The sequence below is a fragment of the Sphingomonas sp. IC-56 genome (assembly GCF_021043375.1).
Classification (GTDB): Bacteria; Pseudomonadota; Alphaproteobacteria; order Sphingomonadales; family Sphingomonadaceae; genus Sphingomonas.
The window spans coordinates 153,589-167,867 of the sequence record NZ_JAJNDV010000007.1 but is presented as its reverse complement, the minus strand read 5'-3'; the positions used below and the strand labels follow the sequence as shown (position 1 = coordinate 167,867).

16 protein-coding genes and 1 tRNA gene are annotated in these 14,279 nt (G+C 67.0%); 8 read left to right on the top strand and 9 right to left on the bottom strand.

The window, feature by feature from the left end; genetic code table 11:
• Window positions 1-4: 4 nt before the first annotated feature.
• The 4 genes from LQ953_RS11500 to LQ953_RS11485 all read right to left on the bottom strand — a co-directional run bounded on the left by LQ953_RS11500 (window position 5) and on the right by LQ953_RS11485 (window position 4,677).
• Complete coding sequence (locus LQ953_RS11500; RefSeq protein WP_231031038.1) at window positions 5-1,372, bottom strand: cryptochrome/photolyase family protein; 1,368 nt, start codon at window positions 1,370-1,372, stop codon at window positions 5-7.
• 76 nt (window positions 1,373-1,448) lie between these two features.
• Window positions 1,449-2,381, bottom strand: coding sequence for a family 43 glycosylhydrolase (locus tag LQ953_RS11495; RefSeq protein WP_231031037.1), 933 nt, complete (start codon window positions 2,379-2,381; stop codon window positions 1,449-1,451).
• Entirely contained in the window at window positions 2,381-3,526 is a 1,146-nt protein-coding gene (locus tag LQ953_RS11490; protein WP_231031036.1) for a cellulase family glycosylhydrolase, read from the bottom strand. Before LQ953_RS11490 ends, LQ953_RS11495 begins: the two co-directional genes overlap by 1 nt.
• Before the next feature lie 26 nt (window positions 3,527-3,552).
• Window positions 3,553-4,677 carry an aldose epimerase family protein gene (locus LQ953_RS11485; RefSeq protein WP_231031060.1) on the bottom strand — a complete coding sequence of 375 codons (1,125 nt, stop codon included), beginning with the start codon at window positions 4,675-4,677 and terminating at the stop codon, window positions 3,553-3,555.
• A 269-nt stretch (window positions 4,678-4,946) separates the two neighbouring features.
• Here LQ953_RS11485 and LQ953_RS11480 point away from each other — a divergent pair, with 269 nt between their 5' ends.
• The 4 genes from LQ953_RS11480 to hemW all read left to right on the top strand — a co-directional run bounded on the left by LQ953_RS11480 (window position 4,947) and on the right by hemW (window position 7,693).
• Window positions 4,947-5,873 (top strand): Gfo/Idh/MocA family protein, encoded by a 927-nt coding sequence (locus tag LQ953_RS11480; protein WP_231031035.1) that lies wholly within the window; start codon window positions 4,947-4,949, stop codon window positions 5,871-5,873.
• 63 nt (window positions 5,874-5,936) lie between these two features.
• A complete protein-coding gene (locus tag LQ953_RS11475; RefSeq protein ID WP_231031034.1) occupies window positions 5,937-6,353 on the top strand; it encodes a YbaN family protein in 417 nt (138 codons plus the stop codon).
• A gap of 90 nt (window positions 6,354-6,443) precedes the next feature.
• Window positions 6,444-6,517, top strand: a tRNA-Gly gene (locus LQ953_RS11470).
• Between the two features lie 30 nt (window positions 6,518-6,547).
• The gene (gene hemW / locus LQ953_RS11465; RefSeq protein ID WP_231031033.1) at window positions 6,548-7,693 is read left to right on the top strand and encodes a radical SAM family heme chaperone HemW; all 1,146 of its coding nucleotides are present in this window, start codon (window positions 6,548-6,550) and stop codon (window positions 7,691-7,693) included.
• A 46-nt stretch (window positions 7,694-7,739) separates the two neighbouring features.
• Here hemW and LQ953_RS11460 read toward each other — a convergent pair whose 3' ends face one another.
• The gene (locus LQ953_RS11460; protein ID WP_231031032.1) at window positions 7,740-8,951 is read right to left on the bottom strand and encodes a penicillin-binding protein activator; all 1,212 of its coding nucleotides are present in this window, start codon (window positions 8,949-8,951) and stop codon (window positions 7,740-7,742) included.
• 11 nt (window positions 8,952-8,962) lie between these two features.
• Here LQ953_RS11460 and rsmI point away from each other — a divergent pair, with 11 nt between their 5' ends.
• On the top strand, window positions 8,963-9,796 hold the full coding sequence (gene rsmI, locus LQ953_RS11455; RefSeq protein ID WP_231031031.1) for a 16S rRNA (cytidine(1402)-2'-O)-methyltransferase: 834 nt from the start codon (window positions 8,963-8,965) through the stop codon (window positions 9,794-9,796).
• Here rsmI and LQ953_RS11450 read toward each other — a convergent pair.
• Entirely contained in the window at window positions 9,793-9,990 is a 198-nt protein-coding gene (locus tag LQ953_RS11450) for a hypothetical protein (RefSeq protein ID WP_231031030.1), read from the bottom strand. The genes rsmI and LQ953_RS11450 overlap by 4 nt on opposite strands.
• Before the next feature lie 98 nt (window positions 9,991-10,088).
• Between LQ953_RS11450 and LQ953_RS11445 the strand changes: the two genes are divergently transcribed.
• The 3 genes from LQ953_RS11445 to LQ953_RS11435 are packed head-to-tail and all read left to right on the top strand — an operon-like array spanning window position 10,089 to window position 12,069.
• Window positions 10,089-10,463, top strand: coding sequence for a YraN family protein (locus tag LQ953_RS11445; protein ID WP_231031029.1), 375 nt, complete (start codon window positions 10,089-10,091; stop codon window positions 10,461-10,463).
• Window positions 10,464-10,508: 45 nt separating this feature from the next.
• On the top strand, window positions 10,509-11,468 hold the full coding sequence (gshB, locus tag LQ953_RS11440) for a glutathione synthase (protein ID WP_231031028.1): 960 nt from the start codon (window positions 10,509-10,511) through the stop codon (window positions 11,466-11,468).
• Window positions 11,469-11,478: 10 nt separating this feature from the next.
• Complete coding sequence (locus LQ953_RS11435; protein ID WP_231031027.1) at window positions 11,479-12,069, top strand: DedA family protein; 591 nt, start codon at window positions 11,479-11,481, stop codon at window positions 12,067-12,069.
• Here the strand turns inward: LQ953_RS11435 and LQ953_RS11430 are convergent.
• The 3 genes from LQ953_RS11430 to LQ953_RS11420 form a co-directional block, all read right to left on the bottom strand.
• Complete coding sequence (locus LQ953_RS11430; RefSeq protein WP_231031026.1) at window positions 12,066-12,953, bottom strand: tyrosine recombinase XerC; 888 nt, start codon at window positions 12,951-12,953, stop codon at window positions 12,066-12,068. The two genes, LQ953_RS11435 and LQ953_RS11430, sit on opposite strands and share 4 nt — an antisense overlap.
• Window positions 12,954-13,112: 159 nt before the next feature.
• On the bottom strand, window positions 13,113-13,769 hold the full coding sequence (gene fsa / locus LQ953_RS11425) for a fructose-6-phosphate aldolase (protein WP_231031025.1): 657 nt from the start codon (window positions 13,767-13,769) through the stop codon (window positions 13,113-13,115).
• A gap of 22 nt (window positions 13,770-13,791) precedes the next feature.
• The gene (locus LQ953_RS11420; protein ID WP_231031024.1) at window positions 13,792-14,184 is read right to left on the bottom strand and encodes a hypothetical protein; all 393 of its coding nucleotides are present in this window, start codon (window positions 14,182-14,184) and stop codon (window positions 13,792-13,794) included.
• Between the last annotated feature and the right edge of the window lie 95 nt (window positions 14,185-14,279).

Sequence of the window (14,279 nt, the reverse complement as noted above, 5' to 3'; positions counted from 1 at the left end):
CTGCTCAGCCCAGCGCGCGGGCGGCGGCAAGCGCGCGCTCGCGGCCCTCGCGGTGGCCGATGATCTTGGCCGGATAGCCCGCCGGGCGGCAGCCTGCCGCGTCGGGATCGTGGATTGCCGCGTCGGAAAGGCTCGCAAGCTCGGGTACCCAGCGGCGGATATAGTCGGCGGCGCCGAACTTCTCCGACTGCGACAGCGGCGCCATGATCCGGCTGAACATGTTGGCGTCGATCCCGGTGCCGGCGATCCACTGCCAATTGACGGCGTTGTTGCCATAGTCGGCGTCGACCAGACAGTCCCAGAACCAGCGCTCTCCCTCGCGCCAATCGATCAGCAGGTGCTTCACCAGGAAGCTGGCAGTGATCATGCGGACACGGTTGTGCATCCAGCCGCTGACCCAGAGCTGGCGCATGCCGGCGTCGACAATGGGATAGCCGGTGCGGCCCTGCTGCCACGCCTTGAGGTCGGCTTCCGCGTCTGCGCCCGTGCGCCAGCGCAGCGCATCATATTTCGCGCGGCCGTTGTGGGTGGCGTAATCGGGGAGCGCCCGGATGACGCCGTCGGTGAAGTCGCGCCAGGCGAGTTCCTTCAGGAACTTGTCGGCTTGGCTGGCGCCGCTGACTTGGGCGTAGAGCTGGCGGGGCGAGATCTCGCCGAAATGGAGATGGGGCGAGAGGCGCGAGGTACCCTCCACCTCGGTCGGCAGGTTGCGGGCTTCTTCGTAGCTGCCGACATGCTCGGCCCAATCCTCCGCCTTGTCGAGTGCCTCGGCCTCGCCGGGCTGCCAATCCTCGCCGAACGCCGCCGCCCAGTTCGGGCGCGTTGGGAGCAGGTTCCAATCGTCGAGCGTGTCGCTGCGCGGCCAGTCTGCGGGAGCGGGGACGCGATTCGGTGCAGGGAGTGGCGGCTCGGGCGGGAGGAACTGCTGGAGGGCGCGCCAGAAGGAGGAGAAGATCCGGTACGGCTGCCCGGCGCCGGTGGTGATGTGCTCGACGGGGGCGAGATGATTGCCCGCGTGCAGGCAGAGTGCGTCGCCAAGCGTCTCCTCGACCTGGCGCCACCAGGGTTCGTGGTGAGTGATCGCGTGGATCTGTTGTGCGCCGGTCTCGGCCAGGAGGTCGCGCAGCACGTTGGCGGCGGGGTCGCGGCGAAGGATCAGGCGGCTGCCTTTAGCCTCCAGGCTTTGAGCCAAGCTCGTCAGGCTGTGGTGGAGCCACCAGCGCTGCGCGCCGCCGATGCGCCACGCGCCGGGGGTTTCGTCGTCGAGGATGTAGACGGGGATAACCGCGCCGCTTTCGACCGCGGCGTGCAGGGCGGGCTGGTCATCCAGGCGAAGGTCCTGGCGGAACCAGAGGATCGTGGGAGTGGACACGGTTTGGCGTACGCGTGGGGGGTGGAGCGGGTTCCTCTTTACCAGTTAGGCTTGATCCAGCTGTGGAGGCTAGAGGTCAGTTCATCTTGATGGGCAAGATGGCGCCGTCTTCGCGGTACGTTACCTTCTGGATGGCGACGCGGCGCTCGCCATCATAGGGGCCGTCGCCGGGCGCGTTTTCCCAGCGGTGATAGGCGATGTACCATTGCCCGTCCTTGGGATCCTGGAAAAAGCTGTGATGGCCGGGTCCCTTGAACTTCTTGTCGGCCTGGAGCAGCGCGCCGCCATAGCGCCAGGGGCCGGTGGGCGAGAGCGCGACGGCATAGTGAACCTGGTAATTGGAGTGGTTCCACTGCCCGGCGCTGTACGACAGGTAATAGATGCCGTTGCGAACGTGCATGAAGGCGCCTTCGGTGAAGTTCGGCGGGGTTTCCACCGGCACTTCACGCTCGATCGTCACCATGTCCGGCTTGAGCACCCAGGCGCGCAGCTTGGCGCCCGCGCTGCCGCCGGCATAGAGATAGGGCGTCTTGCTCTTGGGGTCGACGAACACGGCCGGGTCGATCGCCTCGAACCCCTTGCCGCCATCGTTGACCAGCGGACGGCCACTGTCGGTGCAGGGACCCGCTGGCCCCTTGCAGACCGCCACGCCGATACGGCTGGGGGTCGGGTTCTGGGGCCCGACCGAATAATAGAAGAACCAGCTGCCATTCGCCTGCACCATGTCGGGTGCCCAGAGGAAGTGGACCGGCACGCGGTCGTTCCTGACCCAGGGGATGTCCTTGAGGCGCAGGAGCGGCGCTTCGCGCTTCCACTGCGCCATGTCGGGTGAGGACCAGGCCGACAGCCCCTCCCCGCCCGTCGGGTAGATCCAGTAGCGGCCGTCCGCGATTTCGATGTCGGGATCGGCGCCGGCAAAGAGCGAGCGCGCCTGCCCCTGCGCTGCCGACGGGAGAACCGCCAGCAGCGCGGGAAACAGCAGGCCGGCCGCACGAAGCGGCCAGCGCATCAGTATGCCGCCGCCGGAACCACGCCCTTGGGCGCCGCTGCCATCCGCTTGATCAGGTCGACCTCGGCCTGGCGGTACGGCGTGCCGTCGAAGTGCAGCACGTCGTGGAACCAGATCGTCGGCTCTTCATAGGTGTAGGGCTTCTTCCAGCTGTCCCACGGGAAACGCGTCTGCATCTTTCCGTCGACGAAGCCCCAATTGTACATCGCGATATTGAGCTTCTTGGCGATCGGCAGGGTGTTGTCGAAGGTCGAGCCGTTGCCGCGTGCCATATATTCGGTGCACCAGACCGGGCGGCCATAGCTGAGCATCTGCTTGGCGCGCTCCTCGAACTTTTCCGGCCAGCTATAGTCGTGGAAGCTCAGGATGTCGGATTCGCGGATCTGGATCTTCTCTACCGCGTCGAGCTTGCTCTGGTCGTCCCAATGGTCGCCGATCCAGACGCCAGAGGTGAGCGGCTGAACCGGGTTGGCGGCGCGTGCGGCAGCGAAGATGCGCGGCAGCAGCGTCGCGACATATTTGTTCTTGTCCGGCGTCGGCTTGTAGTTGCCGCCGCCCGGATTGTTCGGTTCGTTCCAGACGTCCCAGCCGACGACGCGATCATCCTTGGCAAAGGTCGTGACGACGTCCTTCACATAGGCTTCCAACTTGCCATATTGCGAGGCGTCCTTCAGGCGCGCGGCGCCCGGCGACTGGACGGAGCCGGAATTATGCACGCCCGGGATCGGCGGGTGCTGCGGACCGGCGACGGGATCGGGATCCCAGCAGCTGTCGAAGAAGATCCACAGCGTCTTGATGTTGTGCCGGGCCGCGATGGTCATGAACTCGTTCATGCGGCGCTTGAGGCCCGGCGCGTCGGTTTCCCACAACAGATGGTGCAGGTTCACCCGCATCACGTTCATGCCCATCGCCTGCGCCCAGCCGAGTTCCAGGTCGATACGCTTCGGGTCCCAGGTCTCTGCCTGGAACATTTCGAGCTGGTTGATGGCGGTGGCCGGCGTGTAGTTGGCGCCGATCTGCCAGGGCTGGGTCGCGTGCCAGCCATTGGCCTGCGCCTTGGTCCACTGGTCGCGCGCCTGCGCGGGCGACAGCGTCGCCGTCAGCGTCAGCGCGCTGGCGGCGAGAAGGAAAGTGCGGCGGATCATCATCGTCTTGTGCTCTCCTGAGGGGTTCAGCGCTTCTTCGGCGCCGTGGTGCCGCCGGTGGTCAGGCGGTAGGTCATGATGTTGCGATAGGTCTGGCCCGGGTTCAGCCGCGCGTTGGGAAAGCCCTTCTGGTTCGGGGCATCCGGGAATATCTGCGGCTCGAACACCACGGCGTCGCCCATGCGATAGATCTTGTTCGACTTGCCGTGGCTGGTCGCGTCGAAGAAGTTGCCGGAGTAGAATTGCAGCCCGGGCTGGTTCGACCAGAGCTCGAAGCCGCGGCCCGAGGCGGGATCATAGACCTTGGCCATCAGGTGCTGGTTTTGCGTCACTTCGCGGCCGACCACCCAATTATGGTCATAGCCGCGGCCGAACACGATCTGCTGGTCGCTGGCGTCGCGGACGCGGTCGCCCACGGCACGCGCGGTGCGGAAGTCGAACACGGTGCCGGCAACGGGCTTGAACTGGCCGCTGGGGATCGCGCCGGCATCGGTCGGCAGATAGCTGGTGGCGGGGATGGTCACCATGTGGCCCATCGCCCCGTTGGCCGAGCCTTCGCCCGACAGGTTCCAGTACGCGTGGTTGGTGATGTTGGCGATCGTCGGCTTGTCAGTGGTCGCGCGATATTCGATCGTCAGGTTGTTGCGTTCGTCCAGCGAATAGATCGCGTCCACCGTCATGGTGCCGGGATACCCCTGGTCACCATCCGGGCTGACATAGCGCAGCGTCACCGAGGCGGTCGGGCCATTGGCGACCGACACCACTTCCCACAGCACCTTGTCGAAGCCGGTCGTGCCGCCATGCAGCGAATTCTTGCCATCGTTGACCGGCGTCTGGAAGGTCTGACCGTCGATCCGGAAGCGGCCGGCGTCGAGGCGGTTGGCGAAGCGGCCGACGGTGCCGCCAAAATACTGGCCCTTGTCGACATACTGGCCGATATTGTCATAGCCGAGCGCGACATCTGCGCGCTTGCCGGTGCGGTCGGGCATGACCACCGACTGGAGCGTCGCGCCATAGGCGATCACGGTGGCGGAGACGCCGCGGGCATTAGCCAGGGTGACCGACTGAACGGCGCGTCCATCGGCAAGCTTGCCGAAGGTGCCGCGCTTCGCGGTGGCGGCATGCGCGGCGGGGCTGGCGAGCGCCAGCATGGCAGCGGCGGCGAGATAGGGGGCAAGCGTCTTCAAGTCTCTCTCCCGGTTTTTTCGTGGAAGGGCGTGCGCAGGAGCGGTGCCGCGGCTGGGCGCGTGCAACGGGTGGATGCCGAGCAAGGGATTCTGCGCGTGCTGCATGCCTCTCTCCTGCGGCGCCCGGGCCGCATCCTTTGTCCGCCATGCTTGATCGGGCGGATCGTGGGCGGGATTGATAACCGCGATGCCGGGCAATAGGAAGAATATATCTGATAAATGAGGAGCAGGGTGTGACGGCACCAATTCGACTGGGACTGGTCGGCATCGGCAAGATCGCTCGGGACCAGCATCTGCCCGCCCTTGCCGGCGACGAGCGTTTCGACCTGGCGGCGGTGGCGAGCCGGAATGCGAGCGTGGAGCGCGTTGCTTCCTTTCCCGACATCGATGCGATGATTGCGGCGGTGCCCGATCTCCAGGCGGTGTCGCTGTGCACGCCGCCGGACGGGCGCTACGAACAGGCAGCCACCGCGATCGCGGCCGGGCTGCACGTGATGCTGGAAAAGCCGCCAGCCGCGACTCTGTCGGAAATTGCGGCGCTGGAGGCGCAGGCACGGGCTAGGCAAGTAACGCTGTTCACCAGCTGGCATTCGCGCGAGGCTGCGGGTGTGGCGCCGGCGCGGGAATGGCTGGCCGACAAGCAGATCACGGCGATGCGCATCCATTGGCGCGAGGATATTCGCCGCTGGCATCCGGGGCAGGAATGGATTCTGGGTCCCGGTGGCTTCGGCGTGTTCGATCCGGGCATTAACGCGCTGTCGATCGCCACGCGCATCCTGCCCGAGCCGCTACTGCTCGATTCGGCTTGGATGGAAGTGCCCGAGGGCCGCGCGTCGCCGCTGCGCGCCGAGCTGGCGATGCGGAGCGGCACGGCGGAGGTGAGCGCGGCGTTCGACTTCCTCCAGACCGGGCCGCAGACCTGGGACATCGAAGTCGACACCGATGCCGGCATGCTGCGGCTGTCGATGGGCGGCAGCATCCTGGAGCTGCCGGGCGCCGAACCGCAAAAGGCGCCGGATCGTGAATATGCCCGGCTCTATGCGCGCTTCGCCGAACTCGTCAGCGCGGGCGAAAGCGATGTCGACGTGCGGCCGTTGCAGATTGTCGCCGACGCATTCCTGCTGGGCGAACGCCGCAGCAGCGAGGCCTTCGCCTTCTAGCGCGCCTGCCTGCGCCCCTTGCTTTCGCTTGTGCGGGAGTGTGGGCGCGGGCAAGTGGAGGGAATGCGCCAGGCGCCTCCTCCCCCGCCACCCCAGCTGGCGCGGTCGCGCGCGGCGCGCGCGGGCTATCTGGTGCTGGGGCTGTTCTTCTTGAGCCTGGGGGTGATCGGCGCGTTCCTGCCGGTGATGCCGACCACCATCTTCATCATCCTGGCGGCGGGGAGCTTCAGCAGATCCTCGCCCCGGCTGGAGAATTGGCTGTTGCAGCACCGCTTGTTCGGTCCGCCGCTGCGGGCGTGGCGTGTCGAGGGCGCTATTCCGGCCAAAGCCAAGATCGTCGCGGTCGCCAGCATGGCCGGCGGCTATGCCCTATTCCTGTGGCAGGCCCATCCGCCCGCATGGCTCGCCGGCTGCGTAGCGGTGCTGCTGCTCGCATTGGCCGCCTATGTGCTCAGCCGACCCGCACCGGCACGCGGATAGTTGACCGGGACCGGGTGCTTGTGGCACTCGCTCGCGCATCGCTCCGCTGCGCACTGCGGCAGGGCACGCTCAGGCAAGCCTCGGCACCGGGCGGGTATAGCACAATGGTAGTGCAGCAGCCTTCCAAGCTGAATACACGGGTTCGATTCCCGTTACCCGCTCCAGCCGATCCAGCCTTGGACAGCGCTGGATCCATGACCGCCGACTCCCCACCACTGGCATTGTACGTCCATTGGCCGTTCTGCGTGTCCAAATGCCCCTATTGCGACTTCAACAGCCATGTCCGCGAATCGGTGGACCAGGAGATCTGGCGCGCGGCGATGCTTGCCGATCTCGCGCATGAGGCCGCGCTGCTGCCGGGGCGACGGCTGGGGTCGATCTTCTTTGGCGGCGGCACGCCGTCGCTGATGCCGCCCGAAACGGTGGCGGCGGTGATCGATGCCGCCGCGCAGCACTGGACGTTCGAGCCGGGCATCGAGATTACGCTGGAGGCCAACCCGTCTTCGGTGGAGGCAGCACGGTTCGCCGACCTGTCGCGGGCCGGCGTGAATCGCGTTTCGCTGGGGTTGCAGGCGCTCGACGATGACGCGCTGCGCTTTCTGGGCCGCGCGCACGGCGTGGCCGAGGGACTGGCGGCGCTCGACACCGCGCAGGCCGTGTTCGCGCGAGTGAGCTTCGACCTGATCTATGCCCGGCCCGACCAGACGCTTGCCGGCTGGGAAGCCGAGCTGGGCCGGGCGCTGGGCTTTGGCACCGAACATCTTTCGTTATATCAGCTGACCATCGAAGCGGGCACGCGCTTCGCGACCTTGTTCGAAAAGGGCGAACTGGCCGCATTTGATCCCGACGCGGCGGCCGACCTGTTCGAGGCGACGCGCGCGATGACGGCGGCGGCTGGACTGCCGGCTTATGAGATCTCCAACCACGCCCGGCCCGGCGCGGAGAGCCGGCACAACCTGACCTATTGGCGCTATGGCGATTACGCGGGCGTGGGTCCGGGCGCGCATGGCCGGCGGGGCGGCGTGGCGAGCCTGCGGCGCAAGAAGCCGGAGAACTGGCTGACCTCCGTCGAACGGAACGGCCATGGCATTGAGCGGGAGGACCCGCTGGTGCCCCAGGAACGCGGCGTCGAGGCGCTGCTGATGGGGCTGCGGTTGGAAGAGGGCGTCGACTTGGCGCGTATCGCTGCGCTGGCCGGGGGTACGCCGCCGCTGGATGCGCATGCGCTGGACGCGATGCAGCGCCAGGGACTGATAACCCGGACCGGCGAGCGGTTGCAGGTGACCGATACAGGAATGCCAGTGCTGGAAGCGATCCTGCGCGAGCTGGTGGTCGCCTGAGCCCCCTGCCCTCCCTCGCCCGGGGCGAGGGAGGATCGAGGCACGATCAGTTTCCTGCGAAGTTGGTCGGGGCGGCGGAAACCGTGACGGTGGTGCCGCCGCGCACTTCCTGCACCTCCAGCGCGCGTTCGGCGACGCCGTCGCGGCCGAAGCGGAAGGCGCCGTCAAGACCGGCAAAGCCGTCGCGGTCTACCAGCCGGCGTTCGGGGAACTCCGAGCCCGGGCGCCAATCACGCGCGACGCGGATGGTCAGCAGCACGGCGTCATAGCCGAGCGTCGACAAGCGGTACGGTGCCGCGCCGAAGCGGGCGCGGTACTTGCCGGCGAACTGGCGATAATAGTTGTCGGGCACGCTGGCGAACCAGGCGCCGTTGAGCGCGGTGCGAGCGCCGACACCCGAATCGGTGTTCCACAACTCGGTGCCGAGCACGCGCGCCGTCTTGCCGCTGGCCGAGCGGCGAACGAGCGGGACGGCGGTCACGGCGCTGTCGGCGGCGCCCGCGATCAGGATCGCCTGGAAGGGCGAGCGGCCGATCTTCGCAACAGCGCTCGTCATCGAGCCCGGCCGCGCTTCATAGGTTTCCATCGCCAGCACCTTGCCGCCAGCATCCTCGACCGCGCGCAGGAAGGCGGTGGATGCGCGGTCGCCATAGGTGCCGGCGGGCATCAGCCCGGCAAATTCGGTGATGCCGCTGCTGCGCGCATAATCCACCACGCGCTCGATCGACTGCGACGGCGAATAGCCCAGGATATAGGTGCCATTGCCCGCGGCGGTGGCATCGTTGGAGAAGCTGAGCACGGGCACGCGTGCCTGGCGAGCGACCGGCGCGACGGCGCGCGCGTCTTCGGCGAGCAGCGGGCCGAGGATCAGCCGGTTGCCCTCGGCAAGCGCCTGGGTTGCAGCGGCGGCGGCGCCACCGGGCGCGGCGGTGTCATAGGTCGTGATGCGCAGATCGTCGTTGCGGGCGTCGAGGATCGCCAGCTGCGTGGCGTTCTGGATCGAGCGGCCGACGCCGGCATTGGGTCCTGACAGCGGCACGAGCAGCGCGACGCGGTGCCGCTCCACATCCTGCGGCAGCCCTGGCTGGATCGGGCGCGGCGCAACCGGCCGCGGCCGCTCGACCGGCGGGGGCACGCGCGCGGGCTCCGGCGCGTTGCGCGGTGCGACGCAGGCCGCCACCAACATGGTTGCTGCGAGTGCGGCGGACCGCACCAAGTTCCAAACCGCCCGTTGCGGTACCCCGTTGGCGTCTGCCATGAACTTCCCCGATGACTTCTGTTCTCGCGCCCGGCCTCTATATCGTGGCCACTCCGATCGGCAATCTCGGCGACCTTTCGCCGCGCGCGTCTGAAATACTGTTGAGCGCCGATATCGTTGCGGTCGAGGACTCACGTGTGACAGCCGGGCTGTTCCGGCATCTGGGCGCGAAGGGGCGGATGATGCCCTATCACGACCATAACGCCGATGGGGTGCGGCCGGGGCTGGTGGCCAGGATGGCGTCTGAAGCCGTCGCGCTCGTGTCCGACGCCGGCACGCCGCTGATCTCCGATCCGGGCTACAAGCTGGTGCGCGATGCGCGGGCGGCGGGGCATGCGGTGACGACGATCCCGGGACCGTGCGCGGCAGTGGCCGCACTGACGCTGGCGGGGCTGCCCACTGACCGCTTCCTGTTCATCGGCTTTTTGCCGCCAAAGATGCAGGCCAAGGCGGAGGCGATCGCCGAGGTGGCGGCAATCCGGGCGACGCTGGTGCTGTACGAGTCTGGACCTCGGTTGGCGGCGACGCTGGAGGCCCTGAGGGAGGGCCTGGGCGACCGCGAGGCCGCGGTAGCGCGCGAGATCACCAAGAAGTTCGAGGAATGCGTGACCGGCACGCTGTCGCAGCTCGCCGCGCGCTATGCGGACGCGCCGCCCAAGGGCGAAATCGTGGTGGTGGTCGCCCCCCCGGGCGAAGCACCCCCGCCCAGCGAGGAAGATGCCGATGCTGCTCTGGCAGAGGCGCTGACAAGGCTGCCCCCTGCCAAGGCGGCGGGTGAAGTGGCCAAGAAACTGGGCCTGGACCGCAAGGCGCTGTACCAACGCGCGCTTGCGATGAAGGCTTAGGCGAGCTGGACCTGATGAGCGGTGACCGAATCCAGAAGGAACCGCTCATCCGAACCGGTCAGTTCGGCCAGGCGGCGGACATAACCCTCGGCCAGTTCGCGACGGCGCTGCTTGGCGCCCTCGGTCACTGCGAGGCGGGCGGCCGTCATCTCCTGAATGGCACGACGACGGTAGTAACGTTCGTTCGATTCCATGTGTTCGACACCCCCCGGTGGCGACAAGCGACCCGACTCATTTCGGTTCGGTCGAGTATGTCTAATGCAGGTTATCGCGAAGTGGCGAGTCCTTGCAGATGAAGCGACCCAAAGCTGCGGCAAGGGACCGTAAAGCGGCGGAAAATCGCGGCCGCGAGGGTGAACGCCGCGCTGCCTGGTGGCTGTGGCTCAAGGGCTGGCGGATTCTCGACCGCCGAGTCCGCACGCCGGTGGGTGAAGTCGACCTGATCGTGCGCAAGGGAAACCTGATCGCATTCGTGGAAGTAAAGACCCGCGCAAACGCTGCCGACCTCGACTTCGCCATCGACGAACGGCGGCTGGCGCGGGTGGCGGCGGCGGCGGAATATCTGATGCCGCGCTACGCTTTGGCCGGTGAAGACATTCGCGTCGACGTGATCCTGATTGCCCCGCGCACGGTGCCTCGCCATATCGAGAACGCCTGGATCGGGTGACGTAGTTCGTTACGTCACCTTAGTGCGTGTCCTGAAGGAGGCCCCATGTCGCTTGTCGTTGCCGTGCAGATGGACCCGCTGAAGGACATCAACATCGCCGGGGATTCCAGCTTTGCGCTGATGCTGTCGGCGCAGGCGCGCGGGCACCGGCTGTTCCACTATGGCCCCGAGGAGTTGAACTATTCCGATGGCCGCGTTTGGGCGCAGGCGCATCCCGTCACCGTGCAGCCGGTGCAAGGCGACCACTTCACCTTTGGCTCGCCGGTAAGCCTCGATCTGGGCGAAGAGGCCGATGTGGTGCTGATGCGCCAGGACCCGCCCTTTGACTTGGGCTATATTACCGCGACCCATCTGCTGGAGCGGATCGCGCACAAGACGCTGGTCGTGAACGATCCCGCAAGCGTGCGGAACGCGCCGGAAAAGGTCTTCGTGCTGGATTATGCGCGCTTCATGCCGCCGACGCTGATCACCCGCAGCCTCGACGAAGCGCGCGCGTTCCTGGCGCAACATGGCGAAATCGTCATCAAGCCGCTGCACGGCAATGGCGGCAAGGCGATCTTCAAGGTCGGGCGCGACGGCGCCAATCTGTCGGCACTAATCGAAGTGTTCAACACCGCCTATCGCGAGCCGCACATGGTGCAGGCGTTCCTGCCTTCGGTGGCGCAGGGCGACAAGCGCATCGTGCTGGTCGATGGTGAAGTGGCCGGCGCGATCAACCGCATCCCGGGCGAAGGCGAGATCCGGTCGAACCTGGCGGTGGGCGGATCGGCGGCCAAGACCGAGTTGACGGCGCGCGAGGAAGAGATCTGCGCGGCGATGGGCCCGGAGCTCAAGAAGCGCGGGCTGCTGTTCGTCGGCATCGACGTGATCGGCGGCGAGTGGCTGACCGAGATCAACGTCACCTCTCCCACGGGCATCGTCGCGATCGACAAGTTCAACGGCAGCGATGTCGGCGGCATGATCTGGGACGCGATCGAGCGTCGCGTCGCGTCCATGGCCGGCTGAGACAGGCGCGATGAACGGACTGCTGGACTGGGGCTATTGGGGCATCTTCGTGTTGATGATGCTCGAGAACATCGTGCCGCCGATCCCGTCGGAGGCGATCATGGGCATGGCGGGAATCGCCGTGTCCAAGGGCAAGCTCGACCTGATCGGCGTGATCGTGGTCGGCACGCTGGGCACGGTGGTCGGCAATCTGTTCTGGTGGGAGATCGGGCGACGGCTGGGCTATGAACGGCTGCGGCCGTTGGTGACGCGCTGGGGCCGCTGGCTGACGATCGAATGGGAGGATGTCGAGAAGCTGCACCGCTATTTCGACCGCTGGGGCGGGATCACGGTGTTCGTGTTCCGCTTTCTGCCGTTCGGGCGCACGGTGATCTCGATCCCCGCGGGCATGATGCACATGCCCTTCTTGCGCTTCTGCCTGTTCACCTGTGCCGGCAGCCTGTTGTGGAACTGCCTGCTGGTGTCGGTCGGCATGGGGCTGGACACGCATATCGAGGATATCGAGCGGTTCATCGTGCCGGCCCTGATCGCCTTCGCGGTGCTGTGCGTGGGCGGTTATGTGTGGCGTGTCGTGACGTGGAAGCCCCGCGCGCAGCGTTAGGCGCGTGGATGGGCGTTGCGGTAGACGTCCAACAGGTGGGCGGCATCGACGGCGGTGTAGATCTGCGTCGAACTGAGGCTGGCGTGACCAAGCAGTTCCTGTAGCGCCCGCAGATCGGCGCCGCGGCCGAGCAGATGCGTGGCGAAGCTGTGGCGTAGCGCGTGAGGTGTGGTGCGGTCGGACAGGCCAAGCATGGCGCGGGCGCTGCGGACCGATTTGCGGATGATGCCCGGCGAAAGCGGACCGCCCTTGGCGCCGCGGAACAGGGGGGCGTCGCGGCCAAGCGCGTAGGGGCAGGCCTCGGCATAGGCTTCGATCGCCGCGCGGACCTGGGGCAGCAGCGGCACCAGCCGCGTCTTGTTGCGCTTGCCGGTGACCGTGAGGGTCTCGCCGAGCGGGAGGATGGCGGCGGTGAGGCCTACCGCCTCGCCGATGCGCAGGCCAGCGCCGTAGAGCAGCAGAAGCACCGCCCAGTCGCGCGCGGCGATCCAGCGTTCGACCGCTTCCTCCGACACCGTTTCGGCGAGCGCCACGGCTTCCTGAGGCGAGATCGGGCGGGGCACGCCCTTCTTCACGCGGGGCCCGCGCAGGCGGGGGAGTTCGGCGCCCTCGCCGCCTGCGAACTTCAGGAAACCGCGTACGGCGGAAAGTTCGCGTGCGGCGGAGGCGTTGGACAGACCTTCATTGCGGCGATGCGCGAGGAAAGCGCGGAGGTCGGCGGGGGTAATCTGGGCGAGCGCTTCGCGGGCAACCGGTCCGCCCCAGTGCGACTGGAGGAAGGCCAGGAGGCGGAGCGCGGTGGCTTCGTAGGCGCGGACGGTGTGCGCGGAACGGCGGCGGTCGCGGGCGAGGTGCTGGGCGTAGAGGAGTGGGAGTGGGGTCACGACGCCACCCTAAACAATCCTCCCCGACACGGGGAGGGGGGGCCGCGCGACCTAAGTCGCGTGGTGGAGGGGGCTTTCCGCAAGCGAGTCGCCTGTGGCGCTCCCCCTCCACCATGCTACGCATGGTCCCCCTCCCCGTTCCGGGGAGGATCTAAGAGGTCAAGCGATGGTCTGGCCGGTCTTGGCCCAGTCGGCCAGGAAGCCTTCGATGCCCTTGTCGGTCAGGGGGTGCTTGACCAGCTGGCGAATGACGGCGGGCGGTGCGGTCATCACGTCGGCACCGATCTTGGCGGCCTGGAGGATGTGGACCGGATGGCGCACGCTGGCTACCAGGATCTGGGTGTCGAAATCGTAATTGTCGTAGATCAGGCGAATGGCCTCGATCAGGTCCATGCCGTCGAAGCCGATATCGTCGTGGCGGCCGACGAAGGGCGAGATGAAGGTCGCGCCGGCCTTTGCCGCAAGCAGCGCCTGGTTGGCCGAGAAGCAGAGCGTCACGTTGACCATGGTGCCGTCGTCGGTCAGCGCCTTGCAGACTTTCAGCCCGTCGATCGTCAGCGGAACCTTGACCGCGATGTTGTCGGCGATCTTCCGGACGATCTCGGCTTCCTTCATCATCGTCTCATAGTCGAGCGCGACGACTTCGGCGGAGACCGGCATGCCCGGCACGATGCCGCAGATTTCCTCGACCACTTCCAGGAAGTTGCGGCCGGCCTTGTGGATCAGCGACGGATTGGTGGTGACGCCGTCGAGCAGCCCGGCATCGGCCAGGTCGCGGATTTCCTTGGTATCGGCGGTATCGGCGAAGAACTTCATGGGTGTGGCCCCTAAGCGAGAATCAGTAGCGCACCAGCATCAGCCGCGCGCGCGTTCCCTTAAGCCGTGAGGCCGCGACGCGATAGGTGCCGGGTTGCAGGCGGTAGCGGACGATCTTGCGGATGGTGGAGCATTCCGGGCCGTGGCCGTGCGCCACGGAGGCAAGCGGCTGTCCGCGTCCTAGCGCGACATCGATCCAGCCGGCCTGGTCGAGCGCGATGCCAAAGGTGCCTGCCTTGCGGATGCGCATGGTAGTGGCAACGTTGCGGTCGCGGCCTGCGTTCAGCGTGACGGCATGGCCGGTGTCCAGGCCGCGCCCGGTGCGCGTCCAGCCGCGCAGAGGTTGGGGCAGCGCGGTGTCATAGGTGCGGCAGGGCGCGGCGGCCATGCTGAGCGCGAGTGCAGTCAGGAACATCGGTTCTCCCCCTTTCCCGGTTCGGCGCCCCTAGCCTATCGGTCCGCCCGCATTTGGCAACGCGTACAATCCCGCACTTTGGCGATCATGCGGAC

What these genes read in the sequence shown, in the direction of transcription:
- LQ953_RS11495 (WP_231031037.1), bottom strand. Translation starts at nt 2,381, where the DNA reads ATGCGCTGGCCGCTTCGTGCGGCCGGCCTGCTGTTTCCCGCGCTGCTG.
- hemW (WP_231031033.1), top strand. Translation starts at nt 6,548, where the DNA reads ATGACCGCCGACTCCCCACCACTGGCATTGTACGTCCATTGGCCGTTC.
- LQ953_RS11460 (WP_231031032.1), bottom strand. Translation starts at nt 8,951, where the DNA reads ATGGCAGACGCCAACGGGGTACCGCAACGGGCGGTTTGGAACTTGGTG.
- rsmI (WP_231031031.1), top strand. Translation starts at nt 8,963, where the DNA reads ATGACTTCTGTTCTCGCGCCCGGCCTCTATATCGTGGCCACTCCGATC.
- fsa (WP_231031025.1), bottom strand. Translation starts at nt 13,769, where the DNA reads ATGAAGTTCTTCGCCGATACCGCCGATACCAAGGAAATCCGCGACCTG.
- LQ953_RS11485 (WP_231031060.1), bottom strand. Translation starts at nt 4,677, where the DNA reads ATGCTGGCGCTCGCCAGCCCCGCCGCGCATGCCGCCACCGCGAAGCGC.
- LQ953_RS11475 (WP_231031034.1), top strand. Translation starts at nt 5,937, where the DNA reads ATGCGCCAGGCGCCTCCTCCCCCGCCACCCCAGCTGGCGCGGTCGCGC.
- gshB (WP_231031028.1), top strand. Translation starts at nt 10,509, where the DNA reads ATGTCGCTTGTCGTTGCCGTGCAGATGGACCCGCTGAAGGACATCAAC.
- LQ953_RS11450 (WP_231031030.1), bottom strand. Translation starts at nt 9,990, where the DNA reads ATGGAATCGAACGAACGTTACTACCGTCGTCGTGCCATTCAGGAGATG.
- LQ953_RS11490 (WP_231031036.1), bottom strand. Translation starts at nt 3,526, where the DNA reads ATGATCCGCCGCACTTTCCTTCTCGCCGCCAGCGCGCTGACGCTGACG.
- LQ953_RS11445 (WP_231031029.1), top strand. Translation starts at nt 10,089, where the DNA reads ATGAAGCGACCCAAAGCTGCGGCAAGGGACCGTAAAGCGGCGGAAAAT.
- LQ953_RS11435 (WP_231031027.1), top strand. Translation starts at nt 11,479, where the DNA reads ATGAACGGACTGCTGGACTGGGGCTATTGGGGCATCTTCGTGTTGATG.
- LQ953_RS11420 (WP_231031024.1), bottom strand. Translation starts at nt 14,184, where the DNA reads ATGTTCCTGACTGCACTCGCGCTCAGCATGGCCGCCGCGCCCTGCCGC.